The organism is Pantoea wallisii, from assembly GCF_002095485.1.
In the GTDB taxonomy this organism is placed as follows: Bacteria; Pseudomonadota; Gammaproteobacteria; order Enterobacterales; family Enterobacteriaceae; genus Pantoea; species Pantoea wallisii.
The window spans coordinates 60,319-75,315 of sequence record NZ_MLFS01000010.1 but is presented as its reverse complement, the minus strand read 5'-3'; the positions used below and the strand labels follow the sequence as shown (position 1 = coordinate 75,315).

11 protein-coding genes and 2 pseudogenes are annotated in these 14,997 nt (G+C 56.7%); 6 read left to right on the top strand and 7 right to left on the bottom strand.

Features of this window, described 5'->3' with window-relative positions; all coding sequences use genetic code 11:
* Nucleotides 1-10: 10 nt before the first annotated feature.
* A complete protein-coding gene (locus HA48_RS05750; RefSeq protein ID WP_128600171.1) occupies nt 11-1,195 on the bottom strand; it encodes a BaiN/RdsA family NAD(P)/FAD-dependent oxidoreductase in 1,185 nt (394 codons plus the stop codon).
* 240 nt (nt 1,196-1,435) lie between these two features.
* On the opposite strand from HA48_RS05750, the gene pitA reads away from it, so the two are divergent.
* A complete protein-coding gene (gene pitA / locus HA48_RS05745; protein ID WP_128600170.1) occupies nt 1,436-2,935 on the top strand; it encodes an inorganic phosphate transporter PitA in 1,500 nt (499 codons plus the stop codon).
* Nucleotides 2,936-2,999: 64 nt separating this feature from the next.
* Here pitA and uspB read toward each other — a convergent pair whose 3' ends face one another.
* Nucleotides 3,000-3,335, bottom strand: coding sequence for a universal stress protein UspB (gene uspB / locus HA48_RS05740; protein ID WP_128600169.1), 336 nt, complete (start codon nt 3,333-3,335; stop codon nt 3,000-3,002).
* 420 nt (nt 3,336-3,755) lie between these two features.
* On the opposite strand from uspB, the gene uspA reads away from it, so the two are divergent.
* Complete coding sequence (gene uspA, locus HA48_RS05735) at nt 3,756-4,193, top strand: universal stress protein UspA (protein WP_128600168.1); 438 nt, start codon at nt 3,756-3,758, stop codon at nt 4,191-4,193.
* Nucleotides 4,194-4,281: 88 nt separating this feature from the next.
* Here the strand turns inward: uspA and rsmJ are convergent, their stop codons facing one another.
* The 4 genes and pseudogenes from rsmJ to HA48_RS22410 form a co-directional block, all read right to left on the bottom strand.
* Complete coding sequence (rsmJ, locus tag HA48_RS05730; RefSeq protein WP_128600167.1) at nt 4,282-5,031, bottom strand: 16S rRNA (guanine(1516)-N(2))-methyltransferase RsmJ; 750 nt, start codon at nt 5,029-5,031, stop codon at nt 4,282-4,284.
* 8 nt (nt 5,032-5,039) lie between these two features.
* Nucleotides 5,040-7,081, bottom strand: a pseudogene (gene prlC, locus HA48_RS05725) (oligopeptidase A).
* A gap of 209 nt (nt 7,082-7,290) precedes the next feature.
* Nucleotides 7,291-8,874, bottom strand: a complete 1,584-nt coding sequence (locus tag HA48_RS05720) for a coiled-coil domain-containing protein (RefSeq protein ID WP_128600166.1) — start codon at nt 8,872-8,874, stop codon at nt 7,291-7,293.
* Between the two features lie 139 nt (nt 8,875-9,013).
* Complete coding sequence (locus HA48_RS22410) at nt 9,014-9,451, bottom strand: hypothetical protein (RefSeq protein ID WP_244182803.1); 438 nt, start codon at nt 9,449-9,451, stop codon at nt 9,014-9,016.
* A gap of 332 nt (nt 9,452-9,783) precedes the next feature.
* Between HA48_RS22410 and HA48_RS05710 the strand changes: the two genes are divergently transcribed.
* Nucleotides 9,784-10,626: a 23S rRNA (adenine(2030)-N(6))-methyltransferase RlmJ gene (locus tag HA48_RS05710; protein ID WP_128600165.1), complete on the top strand. Its 843-nt coding sequence runs from the start codon at nt 9,784-9,786 to the stop codon at nt 10,624-10,626.
* 31 nt (nt 10,627-10,657) lie between these two features.
* A complete protein-coding gene (locus HA48_RS05705; RefSeq protein WP_128600164.1) occupies nt 10,658-11,473 on the top strand; it encodes a CPBP family intramembrane glutamic endopeptidase in 816 nt (271 codons plus the stop codon).
* A 3-nt stretch (nt 11,474-11,476) separates the two neighbouring features.
* On the opposite strand, the gene rnz is transcribed toward HA48_RS05705, so the two are convergent.
* Entirely contained in the window at nt 11,477-12,388 is a 912-nt protein-coding gene (gene rnz, locus HA48_RS05700) for a ribonuclease Z (RefSeq protein ID WP_128600163.1), read from the bottom strand.
* Between the two features lie 148 nt (nt 12,389-12,536).
* Between rnz and gorA the strand changes: the two are divergent.
* Nucleotides 12,537-13,888: pseudogene (gene gorA, locus HA48_RS05695) on the top strand (glutathione-disulfide reductase).
* A gap of 78 nt (nt 13,889-13,966) precedes the next feature.
* The gene (locus tag HA48_RS05690) at nt 13,967-14,899 is read left to right on the top strand and encodes a nucleoside recognition domain-containing protein (RefSeq protein WP_128600162.1); all 933 of its coding nucleotides are present in this window, start codon (nt 13,967-13,969) and stop codon (nt 14,897-14,899) included.
* Nucleotides 14,900-14,997: the final 98 nt, after the last annotated feature.

Sequence of the window (14,997 nt, the reverse complement as noted above, 5' to 3'; positions counted from 1 at the left end):
AGTCCTCACTTCACAACGCCTGCGCGCACGCCCACGCCGAGCTCCACGCCCACTGGAAGTTATAGCCACCGAGCCAGCCGGTAACATCCACCACTTCACCAATAAAGTAGAGCCCGGGTACATCACGCGCTTCCATGGTTTTTGAGGAGAGCAGCGTGGTGTCTACACCACCCAGCGTCACTTCCGCCGTGCGATAACCTTCGGTGCCGTTTGGCTGCACGCGCCACTGATGCAGCGTGTTCACCAGCTCCGCCTGCTGCTTGCTGTTAAGCTGCTTCAGCGTGACGTCCGGAATCTGTTTCAGTTCCTGTAACACTTCCACCAGCCGCTTCGGCAGGATTTTCGCCAGACTATTCTTCAGGCTGAGGTTCGGATGGGCTTCACGCTGTACCTTAATGAAGTCATCCAGCGAGGTTTCAGGCGACAGGTTGATGGTGATGAACTCGCCCGGCTGCCAGTAGCTGGAGATCTGCAGCACCGCCGGACCGGACAAGCCGCGGTGAGTAAACAGCATCGCCTCTTTAAATAGCGTGCCATCCTGTGCGGTAATGGTGGTGGGCAGCGCCACGCCAGACAGCGTGTTGAGCTGCTCCAGCAGCGGTTTATGCAGCGTAAAAGGCACCAGCGCGGCGCGCGTATGGAAGACCTGCAGGCCGAACTGCTCCGCGACTTTATAGCCGAACGGCGTTGCCCCCAGGCCCGGCATCGACAAACCGCCGCTGGCGATCACCAGCTTTTCCGCCTGTACCTGCGTGCCGTTGAGCTGCAGCGTATAGCCCTGCGCATCGCGCTCCACGCTCAGCACTTCACTGCGCAGACGCAGCGTGACCTGCCCGGCTTCACACTCTTTCAGTAACAGATCAACAATCTGCTGTGCGGAGTCATCACAGAACAGCTGGCCGAGCGTTTTCTCGTGGTACGCAATGCCGTGACGGTTCACCAGATCGATGAAGTCCCATTGGGTATAGCGCGCCAGCGCCGATTTGCAGAAGTGCGGATTTTCCGACAGGTAGGCTGCCGGCTCGGTGTAGAGATTGGTGAAGTTGCAGCGGCCGCCGCCGGACATCAGGATCTTGCGCCCGGCTTTTTTACCGTTATCCAGTAGCAGCACGCGGCGACCCCGTTGCCCGGCCTGCGCCGCGCAGAACATGCCGGCCGCGCCTGCACCAATAATGATAACGTCAAACTTTTCCACTGCCGTAACCCACCTGATTGAAAGGCGCTGATTGTAGAGATATGCGGCTTTTCACGCCAGCGTCAAAAAAATGCCGTAAATGTTTCATATTGTAACTCGCTCATTTTTCGACCTTTTTACCTGATTATCATCGACCAGTGACAAATTTAAGACAAAAAAGGACTATATTTTCCTTTCCCAGGGCGCATGTTGTCGCAGATAATGCGCCGCGTTCATGTCCTCCAAAATGGCGTAACGTTTATGCTACATCTGTTTGCTGGTCTTGACCTAAGCACCGGCCTGTTATTGGTTCTTGCTCTGCTGTTTGTATTGTTTTACGAAGCAATCAACGGTTTCCACGACACTGCCAACGCGGTCGCTACAGTCATTTACACCCGTGCGATGCGGGCGCAACTGGCGGTTGTGATGGCCGGTGTGTTCAATTTCTTTGGTGTATTGCTTGGCGGATTGAGCGTGGCGTATGCCATCGTGCATATGTTGCCAACCGATCTGCTACTGAATGTTGGTTCGGCACACGGTCTCGCCATGGTGTTCTCTATGCTGCTGGCGGCGATTATCTGGAATCTGGGTACCTGGTATCTCGGTTTACCGGCTTCCAGTTCGCATACCCTGATTGGTGCCATTATCGGTATTGGTCTCACCAATGCGCTAATGACCGGTACTTCAGTGGTTGATGCACTCAACCTGCCGAAAGTCCTGAATATTTTCCTGTCACTCATTCTGTCACCGATTGTTGGGCTGGCCATTGCAGGCGGTCTGATTTTCCTGCTGCGTCGCTACTGGAGCGGTACCACCAAGCGTGCCCGCATCCATATGACACCGGCCGACCGTGAAAAGATCGATGGCAAGAAAAAGCCACCGTTCTGGACGCGCATCGCGCTGATCGTCTCGGCGATTGGCGTCAGCTATTCACACGGCGCAAATGATGGTCAGAAAGGTATTGGCCTGATTATGCTGGTACTGATCGGCGTCGCGCCGGCGGGCTTTGTGGTTAACATGAATGCCTCTGGCTATGACATCACCCGGACGCGTGACGCGGTGAATCATCTGGAGCAGTATTATCAGCAGCACAATGAGTCGCTGACGCATATCATTCAGATGGCACCGCCAGTGGTCCCAACGCCGGAAGAGTCGGTAGGGGGTCCACAGGAGTTCCACTGTGATAGCGCCCGCGCGCTGCAGGCAATTGACCGCGCGCAGCAGCTGCTGACCAATCTGAACAGTTACGATCAGCTGACGGTTGACCAGCGCAGCCAGATGCGTCGCCTGTTGATGTGCATTTCTGATACCGCTGACAAAGCCGCCAAGCTGCCGGAAACCAGCGCCGACGATAAGCGCTTCCTCAGCAAGCTGAAAGGCGATCTGCTGGGTACGGTGGAGTATGCGCCGGTATGGATCATTGTTGCCGTGGCGCTGGCGCTCGGCATCGGTACCATGATTGGCTGGCGTCGTGTGGCGACCACCATCGGTGAGAAGATCGGTAAAAAAGGCATGACCTACGCACAGGGCATGTCGGCTCAGGTCACGGCGGCGGTCTCAATCGGTATTGCCAGCTACACCGGAATGCCGGTTTCGACCACGCATATCCTCTCCTCTTCCGTTGCCGGTACGATGCTGGTAGACGGCGGTGGATTGCAGAGCCGTACTATCAAAAGCATTGCCATGGCATGGGTGTTTACCCTGCCAGTGTGTATTTTGCTTTCTGGTTCGCTCTACTGGATTGCGCTGAAGATTATCTAAATTTTAGTGATACGGAAAAAGGGCGACAGCGATGTCGCCCTTTTTTATGCCCGTAAGCCGGTCGTTACTGCCAGATCGCCATCGCAATCAGGCTAATGACGACCAGAAAACAGAGCCCGCTGGTCAGCACGAACTGGCCGCGCACGCGCTCACAACGACGAATGAATTCATCATCATGATGGTCACGGTAGCGCTTCTCCCAGATGTAACGTACCAGCCGTACCTGCTTGCTCGGCTGACCGTGCGAGGTAAAGAACCCTGCGCCATCGACATACTGATAGAGCAGCGGATCGCAGCCACGCAGTACCGCTAAGAGTGAGCGCAAAGAAGAGAAATAACGCGCCATATTCACCAGACAAACCACACACAGAGCCCAAAAAAGCGCGATAGTGCTGATCATATTCCCCCTCCCGGCTGGAGCCGCAATGACAGTGCATGCAGCGGGGAAGAGCTGCAGACGTCCCACGGGAAAAAGCCAGCCACAGATGAATCGAATTGCATTGTTGTTATGCGAACCTGAGCGCGTAGCCCGGATGGCTGTGGCACTCATTTTCAGTGTAGGAGATCTGTTCAAATTATTTCCAGCGAAGAGAGTTATTCAACCGGTGTGAAAAGCATAATAAGCCATGATCTGCTTCACAGCCGGGCTGCGCTTTGCAGCATTTGTTGACCACTCTGGCTATACTCGGGATATAACAATAAACCGCCTGCATGGCATAAATTGTGGTTGGTGGCGCAGCATCGCCATTGCGCAAAGGACAACGCCCGCCTTAATGGCACGTATTCGGGTTGCCCTGAATCTTGAGAAAGGAGTTTTATCATGGCTTATAAACACATCCTGATTGCAGTAGACCTTTCCCCGGAAAGCCAGTTGCTGGTTGATAAAGCCGTGTCGCTGGCCCGGCCTTACGATGCAAAAATCTCCCTGATTCACGTGGATGTGAATTATTCAGATCTCTATACCGGACTGATTGACGTTAACCTTGGCGATATGCAGAAGCGGATTTCTGAAGAGACGCATACCGCACTGCGCGAGCTTTCCACCAATGCCGGTTATCCGATTGGTGAAACCCTGAGCGGTAGCGGCGATCTCGGCCAGGTGCTGGTCGATGCAATTAAGAAGTATGACGTGGATCTGGTGGTATGTGGTCACCACCAGGATTTCTGGAGCAAGCTGATGTCATCGGCGCGCCAGCTGATCAATACCGTGCATATCGATATGCTGATTGTGCCGCTGCGCGATGAGGAAGATGCGTAAAGTGTGACACCGTTTTCTGGCGGCCCTGACGGGTCGCCACGACGAAAATCAGCTGTAGGGGCAACCCGTCAGGGCCGCCCGCAGTGAATCACACCAGCGGTGGATAGATATCGAAGCGGTGACTTTTGGTCACAACTGCAGATTGCGTGACGACGCCGGCTAACGGCGGCGCATAATCCGGACGTTTTACCACGATACGCTTCTTCGCCAGACGGCGCGCCGGCTCCAGCAGCGCATCGGCATCTTCATCCGGCCCGACCAGCGACTGAAACACCCGCATCTCCTTCTTCACCATCGCGCTTTTCTGGCGATGCGGGTACATCGGATCGAGATAGACCACATCCGGCGCCGGTGCGAGCTCACTCAGCGCCTGCTGGCTTGCCACATGCAGCAGCGTCAGCCGCTCACGCAGCCAGCCGCCAATCTCTGCGTCTTCGTAACCGCGCCGTAAACCATCCTCCAGCAGCGCGGCCACCACCGGATGGCGCTCCAGCATACGCACGCGGCAGCCCAGGGCTGCCAGCACAAAAGCATCACGCCCGAGGCCCGCAGTGGCATCAATCACATCGGGCAGATAATCGCCCTTAATGCCCACGGCTTTCGCCACCGCTTCGCCGCGCCCGCCGCCAAATTTGCGCCGGTGCGCCATCGCGCCGGAGACAAAATCAACAAAGATACCGCCGAGCTTCGGCTCATCCCGCTTGCGCAGCTCCAGATGCTCCGGCGTCAGCACCAGCGCCAGCGTGGCGCTGTCGTCCTGCTCCAGCCCCCAGCGCTGCGCCAGATGCAATAAGGCACCGTCACCGGTGCCTGTCTCGTCAATCAGACCAATGTTCACAACCAGGCTTATCCCTGAATTCCGTAGTGTTCCAGCATGGCATCCAGCTGCGGTTCACGTCCACGGAAGCGTTTGAACAGCTCCATCGGCTCTTCGGAGCCCCCGCGCGTCAGGATGTTATCGAGGAAGGACTGACCGGTTTGACGGTTAAAGATACCCTCCTCTTCGAAGCGCGAGTACGCATCAGCCGCCAGCACGTCCGCCCACAGATAGCTGTAGTAACCGGCGGCGTAACCTCCGGCAAACACGTGGCTAAACGCATGCGGGAAACGTCCCCACTCCGGAGCCGGTACCACGGCAACCTGCTTCTTCACTTCACGCAGGGTCTCGAGGATTTTCGCGCCCTCTTCCGGGTTAAACTCGGTGTGCAGGCGGAAATCGAACAGTCCGAACTCCAGCTGGCGCAGGATAAACAGCGCAGCCTGGTAGTTTTTCGCTGCCAGCATTTTATCCAGCAGCGCTTTCGGCAGCGGCTCTCCGGTTTCGTAGTGACCAGAGATAAAGGCCAGCGCTTCCGGCTCCCAGCACCAGTTCTCCATAAACTGGCTTGGCAGCTCGACCGCATCCCACGGCACACCGCTGATGCCCGACACGCCCGGCGCTTCAATGCGCGTCAGCATATGGTGCAGACCGTGGCCGAACTCATGGAACAGCGTGATCACTTCATCATGGGTGAACAGCGCAGGTTTGCCCTGTACCGGACGGTTGAAGTTGCAGGTCAGATAGGCCACCGGCTTCTGCAGGCTGCCATCGGCTTTACGCATCTGCCCGACACAATCATCCATCCACGCCCCGCCGCGCTTGTGTTCGCGCGCATACAGATCGAGATAGAAGCTGCCGCGCAGTTCGCCCGTTTCATCGAACAGATCGAAGAAGCGCACGTCAGGATGGTAAACATCGACATCTTTACGCTCTTTGGCGGTAATTCCGTAAATGCGTTTGACCACTTCAAACAGACCGCTGACGGCACGCTCTTCCGGGAAGTAGGGGCGCAGCTGCTCATCGCTGATGGTATAGAGATGTTGTTTCTGTTTCTCACCGTAGTAGGTCAGATCCCATGGATTCATCTCCTCGACGCCAAACTCTTTTTTCGCAAACGCGCGCAGCTGAGCCAGCTCTTTTTCACCCTGCGGACGGGCGCGTTTGGCGAGATCGTTCAGGAAATCGATCACCTGTGCCGGCTCTCCGCCATCTTGGTGGCCAGCGATTTGTCCGCAAAGGAGTCAAAGCCCAGCAGCTGTGCCAGCTCGTGGCGCAGCGCCAGCTCTTCCGCCATGATTGGGCCGTTATCCCACTTACCGGCGTTCGGGCCCTGATCGGACGCGCGAGTAGAGTAAGCGCGATACATCTCTTCACGCAGCGCGGCGTTGTCGCAGTAGGTCATCACCGGCAGATAGCTCGGGATATCCAGCGTCAGCAGCCAGCCCTGTTGCTCTTTAGCTTCGGCCTGCGCTTTCGCCGCCGCCAGGGCGCTTTCCGGCATGCCGGCCAGCTCGGCCTCATCGGTAATCAGCTTGCTCCAGCCCATGGTGGCATCGAGCACGTTGTTGCTATAGCTTGAGCCCAGCTCTGAAAGACGTGCCGCGATTTCACCGTAGCGCTGCTGCTTCTGTTTATCGAGGCCGATACCCGACAGCTCAAAATCACGCAGGCTGTTATCCACGGCTTTTTTCTGCGCGATATCCAGCGCGGCGTAGTTGTCGCCCTCTTTCAGGTTACGGTACGCCTGATAAAGGCCCTCGTGCTGTCCCACCCAGGTGCTGTACTCCGACAGCAGCGGCAGCGTCTGCTCATAGGCCGCACGCAGCTCCGGGCTGTTTTTCACCGAGTTCAGATGGCTGACGGGTGAAAAAATGCGGCCGAGGCGATCGTCAACGTCCGCCAGCGGCTGCACCAGGTTCTCCCAGCTGTAAGGCGCACCCTGGGCTACCACGCGCTCAACCGCGGCGCGACAGTCGTTCAGCGCTTCGGTCACGGCTGGAACCACATGTTCAGGCTTGATGGCGGAAAAAGGCGGTAGGGTAAATGGCGTGAGCAACGGATTGGTCATAAGCGCAGTCCTTTCATCGTGTGAGTGGGCGGCGCGCGCTTGCGCGGCGCAATTTTATTAACATGCGGCCTGGAAAGGTGAAAATCAATGCCGTGCGGTATAGCACAGAAGAAAATCATGCGGGAAAGGGGATCAGCGCAGCGCTCATGGCGCACTGCGCGAATACTTACCGGGTGAAGGGTGCAGCACCCGGTAAGGGGAGCGGGCGATTATTTGATCGCCAGCTCGTAATGAATAATATCGTACGGCGTAACCCATGGCGGCAACGGTTCGCGTTCGTAAATATCTTTTGCCAGCGCCCAGCCCTCTATGGCACCGCCTCTGCCGGTCAGCGCCATGCCCTCGTGTAACAACGGCGGCAGGCTGTTATTGAACGGTACGGTGTCATCGGCGAAGTCATTAATAACCTTGCCGCCCAGCGTACTGACTTTCACCGTTACCGCTACCTGCTGATCAGGAATCAGTTTTGTTTTTACCGGCTTGACTGCGAACCAGCGCATACCCTGCCCGGCCTGTAACACTTTACGTTTTGCTACCTGCTTATCCAGCTGGGCATAACCTTTCGCGACCAGCGTATTTAACCCTTTACTGATGGATTGCTGCATAGCCGCATAGCGACGGGCCATCTCCTCACCCGCCAGTGCGGAGTCACCGGTTTTTAGCTGCGTCGTTAAACCGGCAATCAGCTGATCCATACTGATTTTTAACCCAATATCTTTCACCATCTGTAGCTGTACGACCGCATTGCTGGCAATAAACTGGCCCAGCGTATAACCATCACGCTCGGCATCACTTTTGGGTTCAGCGGGCTCAGCCGCCGCCGCAGGCCGCTTTTGGGCCGCCGCAAGATCGGCAGTCAGGCTGGCAATGGTGATAGCCTGCTGCTGTTTTCCGGCATTAAGCTCAGCAAGCTGTTTCAGGCTCTCCTGCTGCTGCGATTGCAGAGCAGCCAGTTTTTTGTCGCCTGCCGCTTGCTGCTCAGTGAGCTTCTGCTGGCTCTCCGTCTGGAGCGCGGCCAGCTTTTTATCGCTTACCGCTTGCTGTTCCGTGAGCTTTTGCTGGCTCTCCGCCTGAAGCGCGGCCAGTTTTTTGTCGCTTACCGCTTGCTGTTCCGTGAGCTTCTGCTGGCTCTCCGCCTGGAGCGCGGCCAGTTTTTTGTCGCTTACCGCTTGCTGCTCCGTGAGCTTTTGCTGGCTCTCCGCCTGGAGCGCGGCCAGTTTTTTATCGTTTGCTGCCAGCTCTGCCGTTAGCTTTTTCTCGTTTTCCACCTTGAAAGCAGCCCGGTTTTTATCACTTTCTGCCTGCTGATTTTTCATGGCTTCATCGTGACGTTGTGCTGCTGTTTTCGCCGCATCCAGCTGCTTCTTCACCTCAACACGATCGGCATTTTGCTGTTGCTGTGCTGCTGTTAACGCCGCTGTCAGCTTAGAAATCTGGCTCTCCTGCTGCTGCTGTTGCGCATTCAACGTGGCGATCTGTTTTTCACGTGCCGCCAGCTGCTTTTTTAGCGCCTCATCCGGATTCACTGTGGGCACCGCAGCAGGCTGCTTCTCCAGTTGCTGAATCCGCGCCTGCAGACGTTTCACCTCAACCTGATAATCGGGTGCGGCAGCGGGTTTTGGTGCCGGTTTAGCTTTGGGTTTGGGTGGCACACTGACGACTGGCGCCGGGGGCAGTGTTCGCGCCGCATCGCCAAACGCACGAAGCATGTCAGTATCAGAGGCAGAGGATGCCACTCCGGGCATAAATAACGCAGCTGTCATTAACACAGCCAGCAGACGACGTTCTGTCATCAGGATCTCCACTCACGGCACATTCGCCGCGCCAGAAAAACAAAAAGCTTCATCCCCGGCAGTAAACCAGAGATGAAGCCGATCCTCAGCGCGAAGCCCTCGCGCTGATTAAAAAAGCGGGCGGCAGATGCCGCCAGTATTAACCTGCCTGACGAATAATCAGCTGCGACAGACGGGTTTTAATACGGAAGCACAGTTCACGAATCTGGAACTGATAGCGCGGCATGACTAAATCGTTAATATCTGCCCCAATCGAATCTTTGATTTGCAGATATTTATTGGTTTGCGCGCCAATTTTCTGGAATTCAGCCTGATAACTATCAAATGAAGCCTGGCTGTATAGACGCATGGCATCCAGCTCTTTACGGCACTGCTGAATATTGCTGGCGCGATCCTCCCCAAATGAGGACGGGGCCGCAGCCGGAGCGGGTTCAGACGCAACAAACGGCGTACCCGGCTGTTCCGCTGCCTGTTGTTCCGCGGCTGGCGGCGTCACCAGGCTATGAACAGGTTGTTGTTTCGCGCAGCCAGTCAGTGCCAGCAGGCTTGCCACCGCGATACCAGTTATTTTTTTCATTATTGTCACCAGGAGTTGTGAGTGATACGTAAAGCAAAAAATCATACGGCCATTAGCCAAACAGCCCGGCCAGATGCCTGGCAACGCTGTTTCCTGCAGCCGCTTCGTTATCGGATACTAACTTACTTAATTCGCACTGAAATTTCGAGGCTGGAATTATCACGCGTTAAAACAATCAGCATACAGGGCAAGCCGCACTGTGCTACAGCGACACGTCTGAATTAAACTTAAGCCGCCGTGAAAACGTCAGCAATTTTTATGCAGCGCCGTTATAATCGCGCCACACCCGATCTATTCGACTCCCTTGATCCAACCGCGGACCCCTCTTTTTTATGCTGAGTTATCGCCACAGTTTTCATGCCGGCAACCATGCCGACGTGCTGAAACATACCGTTGAAAGCCTGATCCTCACCGCGCTGATGGAGAAGGAGAAACCTTTCCTCTACCTGGACACCCACGCCGGTGCCGGTCGTTACCAGTTGAGCGGCGAGCACGCCGAACGCACCGGTGAATATCTGGAAGGCATTGCCCGCATCTGGCAGCAGCCGGATGCACCTGCGCTGCTGAAGCCCTATCTGGCGGCAGTGCGCAACCTGAACCCGAACGGCACGCTGCGCTACTATCCGGGATCGCCGCTGATTGCGCGTCATCTGCTGCGCGCAGAGGACAAGCTGGAGCTGACCGAACTGCACTCCAGTGATTACCCGCTGCTGCGCGGTGAATTCAGTAAAGATTCGCGCGCCCGCGTATCGCGTGGCGACGGTTATCAGCAGCTGAAAGCCAAACTGCCGCCGCCGACCCGCCGTGGTCTGATCCTGATCGACCCGCCTTACGAGATGAAAAGCGACTATCAGGATGTGGTGAAAGGCATTCAGGAGGGCCACAAACGGTTTGCTACCGGCGTATATGCGCTGTGGTATCCGGTGGTGCTGCGTCAGCAAATCAAGCACATGCTGAGAGATCTGGAAGCCACCGGCATCCGCAATATTCTGCAGATTGAGCTGGCCGTGCGTCCGGATAGCGATCAGCGCGGTATGACGGCTTCCGGAATGATCGTGATTAACCCGCCATGGAAGCTGAAAGCGCAGATGGAAGAGGTGCTGCCGTGGCTGCATCAAAAACTGGTACCCGCAGGCACAGGCCACTACAGCGTGACGCAGATCGTTCCGGAGTAGTTGAGCGCCGCCAGCGACAGAGGTGATATCTATGTGGATTATTCTGGCTGGCGCGCTTGCTGCGCTTTCGCCTGCCAAACGTCTGGCCGTGCTGCTGCTGTTGCTCGCTACGCTGCTCGGTTTCTTTCAGGATGTGCTTAACTGGCCAGCCTTTATCGTCCTCACGGTGATTGCGCTGCTGGTGTGGTTACGCGTGGAGAATCCGGGCAATCGCCCGGCGCTGATCATCAGTGAAGCGGCGCTGGTGCTGATGGCGGGCGGGCTGTTCCTCCATCTGCTGCCGGGTTTCCATAACCCCGTGCAGGTGGAAAACGTGCAGGCTGGCCCGCGCAGTGTGCCGTTCGGCTTTTCATATAATTTTGATAAGGCGCTGATTCCCTTTGTATTGCTGGCGTGCCTGCCCTCTCTGTTTCGCACACAGAAGTGCCCGCCGCGCAACAAACTCTGCTGGCTGCTGCTGCTGGTGGCGATTCCGCTGCTGCTGTACGTGGCGGTATTCGCAGGGGGATTAGCTGTTGAGCTTCACTGGCCAGAGTGGCTGGGTACTTTTGTGCTGGCGAACCTGTTTTTTGTCTCACTGGCCGAAGAGGCGTTCTTCCGTGGCTATCTGCAACAGCGCCTGCGGCAGAAAATGGGCGGCGTCGCCGCGCTGCTGATCGCTTCGCTGCTGTTTGGCCTGGCGCACTTGCCTGGCGGCACGCTGCTGGCGATTTTTGCCGCGCTGGCCGGTGTGATTTACGGCCTGGCATGGCACTGGAGCGGCCGCCTGTGGGTCGCCACTGCCGTGCACTTCCTGTTTAACCTGACGCACCTGCTGTTTTTTACTTATCCGGCGTTACAGCACTGACGTTTATACGTCAAAAATCGCAAAATCATGTGCCAGCTCGGTGGCCGCAAACACTGACTGGCACTCCTGCAGCAATCTCTCCCGATCATGCGCCAGATAGCGTGAGCTGAAGTGCGTGGCGATCATGCGTTTCGCGCCCGCCTGTTTTGCCAGCTCCGCCGCCTGAAGCGTGGTTGAGTGTCCGCGCCCGTTTGCCTTCTCCGCCATCGCGGCTTCCAGCGTGGTTTCATGCACCATCACATCGGCGTTAGCCGCCAGCTGCAGCCCGGCTTCAGTCGGCGCGGTATCGCCAAAAATCGCCAGCACTTTGCCCCTGGTTGCCGGCCCCAGATAGTCCGCCCCGTTGATTTCACGCCCATCCTCCAGCGTAATGCGCTTGCCCTGCTTGAGTTCCTGATACCACGGCCCGCGCGGGACGCCCTCCGCCTTAAGGCGCGGCGCATCCAGGAAGCCGGGTTTATCATGCTGTTCGATGCGATAGCCGTAACACTCCACCACATGGTTCATCGGATAAGCGATGACGCGAAACGCACCGTTATCCAGCACCGGGCCGGCTTCAATCTCCACGATCTCCAGCGGATAGGTGGTGTAAGAGCCGCTCAGGCTAAGTGCAGTGTCGATAAATTGCCGGATACCCTTTGGCCCGTAAACGGTCATCGGCTCCGGAATGCCCGCCATGGAGCGGCTGGTCAGCAGGCCCGGCAGACCAAAAATATGGTCGCCGTGCAGATGGGTGATGAAGATTTTTTCCAGCTTGCCCGGTTTAAGCGCCGAACGCATAAATTGATGCTGCGTGGCTTCACCGCAGTCAAATAGCCAGGTTTCACCACCTTTAGAGAGCGTGAGCGCGATGGCGGTGACGTTACGCTGCAGGCTTGGCGCGCCCGCGCCGGTACCGAGAAAAGTCAGATGCATCATATATCCTTTAATAGCCGACAGCCCGTCACAGGCGGGCGGATGCCAAAATTCAACCCTATTACACTTATAGATGCAAACTTTGCGCCCTTCGCTACTCCGGCGTTACACTCTATGCCAGTTTTCCTCTTTCAGATGGACATAACGGATGACCAGACATTTTGACTACCTCGCCATTGGCGGCGGCAGCGGCGGTATCGCCTCCATTAACCGTGCGGCAATGTACGGCCAGAAGTGCGCGCTGATTGAAGCGAAAGAGCTGGGCGGCACCTGCGTAAACGTCGGCTGCGTCCCGAAAAAGGTGATGTGGCATGCGGCGCAAATTGCTGAAGCTATTCACCTGTATGGCCCGGACTACGGCTTTGATACCACGGTAAATCGCTTTGACTGGTCCACGCTGGTGAAGAACCGTAGCGCCTATATCGATCGCATCCACACCTCATACGATAACGTGCTGGGCAAAAATAACGTCGAAGTGATCAAAGGCTTTGCGCGTTTTATTGATGCGCATACCGTTGAGGTGAACGGCGAAACCATTACGGCCGATCACATTCTGATCGCCACCGGCGGCCGCCCAAGCCATCCGGACGTACCGGGCGCAGAGTACGGTATCGACTCTGACGGCTTCTTTGAGCTGGATGCGCTGCCTAAGCGCGTTGCCGTAGTTGGCGCAGGCTATATCGCGGTTGAACTGGCTGGCGTGGTCAATGCGCTGGGCGCAGAAACGCATCTGTTTGTGCGTAAGCACGCACCGCTGCGCAGCTTTGATCCGCTGATTGTCGAGACGCTGGTCGAGGTGATGCAGGCGGAAGGCCCAATGCTGCACACTGAGTCACAGCCTAAAGCGGTGATCAAAAATGCCGACGGCAGCCTGACGCTGCAGCTGGAGAGCGGTCACGAACAGGTCGTGGATTGCCTGGTCTGGGCAATTGGTCGCGAACCGGCTACGGACAACCTGAACCTGGAGGTCACCGGCGTAGCCTGAATGAAAAAGGCTATATTCAGGTCGATAAGTTCCAGAATACCAACGTTAAAGGCCTCTATGCGGTGGGCGATAACACCGGTGCGGTCGAGCTGACGCCAGTGGCCGTTGCTGCCGGACGTCGCCTGTCTGAGCGCCTGTTCAACAACAAGCCTGACGAGCATCTGGACTACAGCAATGTGCCGACCGTGGTGTTCAGCCACCCGCCCATCGGTACCGTTGGCCTGACCGAACCCCAGGCGCGCGAGCAGTATGGCGATGATCAGGTGAAGGTGTACAAATCCTCCTTTACCGCCATGTACACCGCGGTAACGCAGCACCGCCAGCCGTGCCGCATGAAGCTGGTGTGCGTGGGGCCGGAGGAGAAAATTGTCGGCATTCACGGCATCGGTAACGGCATGGATGAGATGCTGCAGGGCTTTGCGGTGGCGCTGAAGATGGGCGCAACCAAAAAAGACTTCGACAATACCGTGGCGATCCACCCGACTGCGGCGGAAGAGTTTGTCACCATGCGTTAAGTGCTGGCTATCCGCTGACTTAAAAGGCTAACCTCGGTTAGCCTTTTTTCGTCTTAATTGTCAGGGAAATAACACTGCATGAACATCATCAGCATAATTATGGCATCCGGCAAAGCCGCAGTTGATGTGGCGCTCTACACGCTGATTCCGATCATGGTGGTGATGTTATTCATCATGAAATACCTGGAAGTGAAAGGCGTGCTGGATTTTGTGGTGCGCCACTCAACGCCGCTGCTGAAACCTTTAGGTATTACCGGGCTGGCATTTTTTGCCCTGATTCAGCTTAACTTCGTCAGTTTTGCTGCGCCGCTGGCCGCCCTGGCGATCATGGAAAAACGCGGCACGTCAGATCGCCACATGGCCGCAACGCTGGCGATGCTGTTCTGTATGGGCCAGGCCAACGCTTTCTATCCCCTGATTCCTGCCGGGCTCAACTGGAGCGCCGCGCTGCTGTTTTCGATTTGCGGCGGCGTGCTGGCGGCAGCCTCTACCTACCATCTTTTTGGTCGCCGGCTCTCTGATGCCGCGCTGCGTAATGAGGATGAAGCTGCCACCAGCAACGACAGCAAGCTGGGGCTGATTGCCATCATCAATACCTCCGGCGCGGATGCGATTCGCCTGGCGCTTGGCTCTTTACCGATGCTGATTCTCTCGCTATCGGTGGTGGGCATTCTGAGGGAGTCCGGCAGTATCGAATGGCTAACGCGCGTGCTGACGCCGCTGCTGGATAAGCTGCATATCGCAGAGGTTTATGTGCTGCCGGCCCTGACAAAATGCCTGGCCGGCGGGACAGCCTATTACGGTGTCGTGGCGGGATTGATCGAGAAAGGTCTGTACAGCGTGCATAACGTTAACGCCTCGGCGGGCTTACTAATCCAGACCTTCGATCTGCCCGGTATCGGTATTTTCCTTGGGCTCTCCAGCCGGTTTCCCCGCCTGTTCCGCTTCGCGGTGCCCGGTATTGTGCTGGGTATCGCGCTGCGCGCCACCGCGCATACGCTGCTGTTTTGAACGCCGGCCAACCGTTCCATCAGCGCAGTTTCGATTTTTCATAAGCCGTGCTACCTGGCGTCAGTCGCAACGACATCTGCGCACGATCCAGTGTGGTA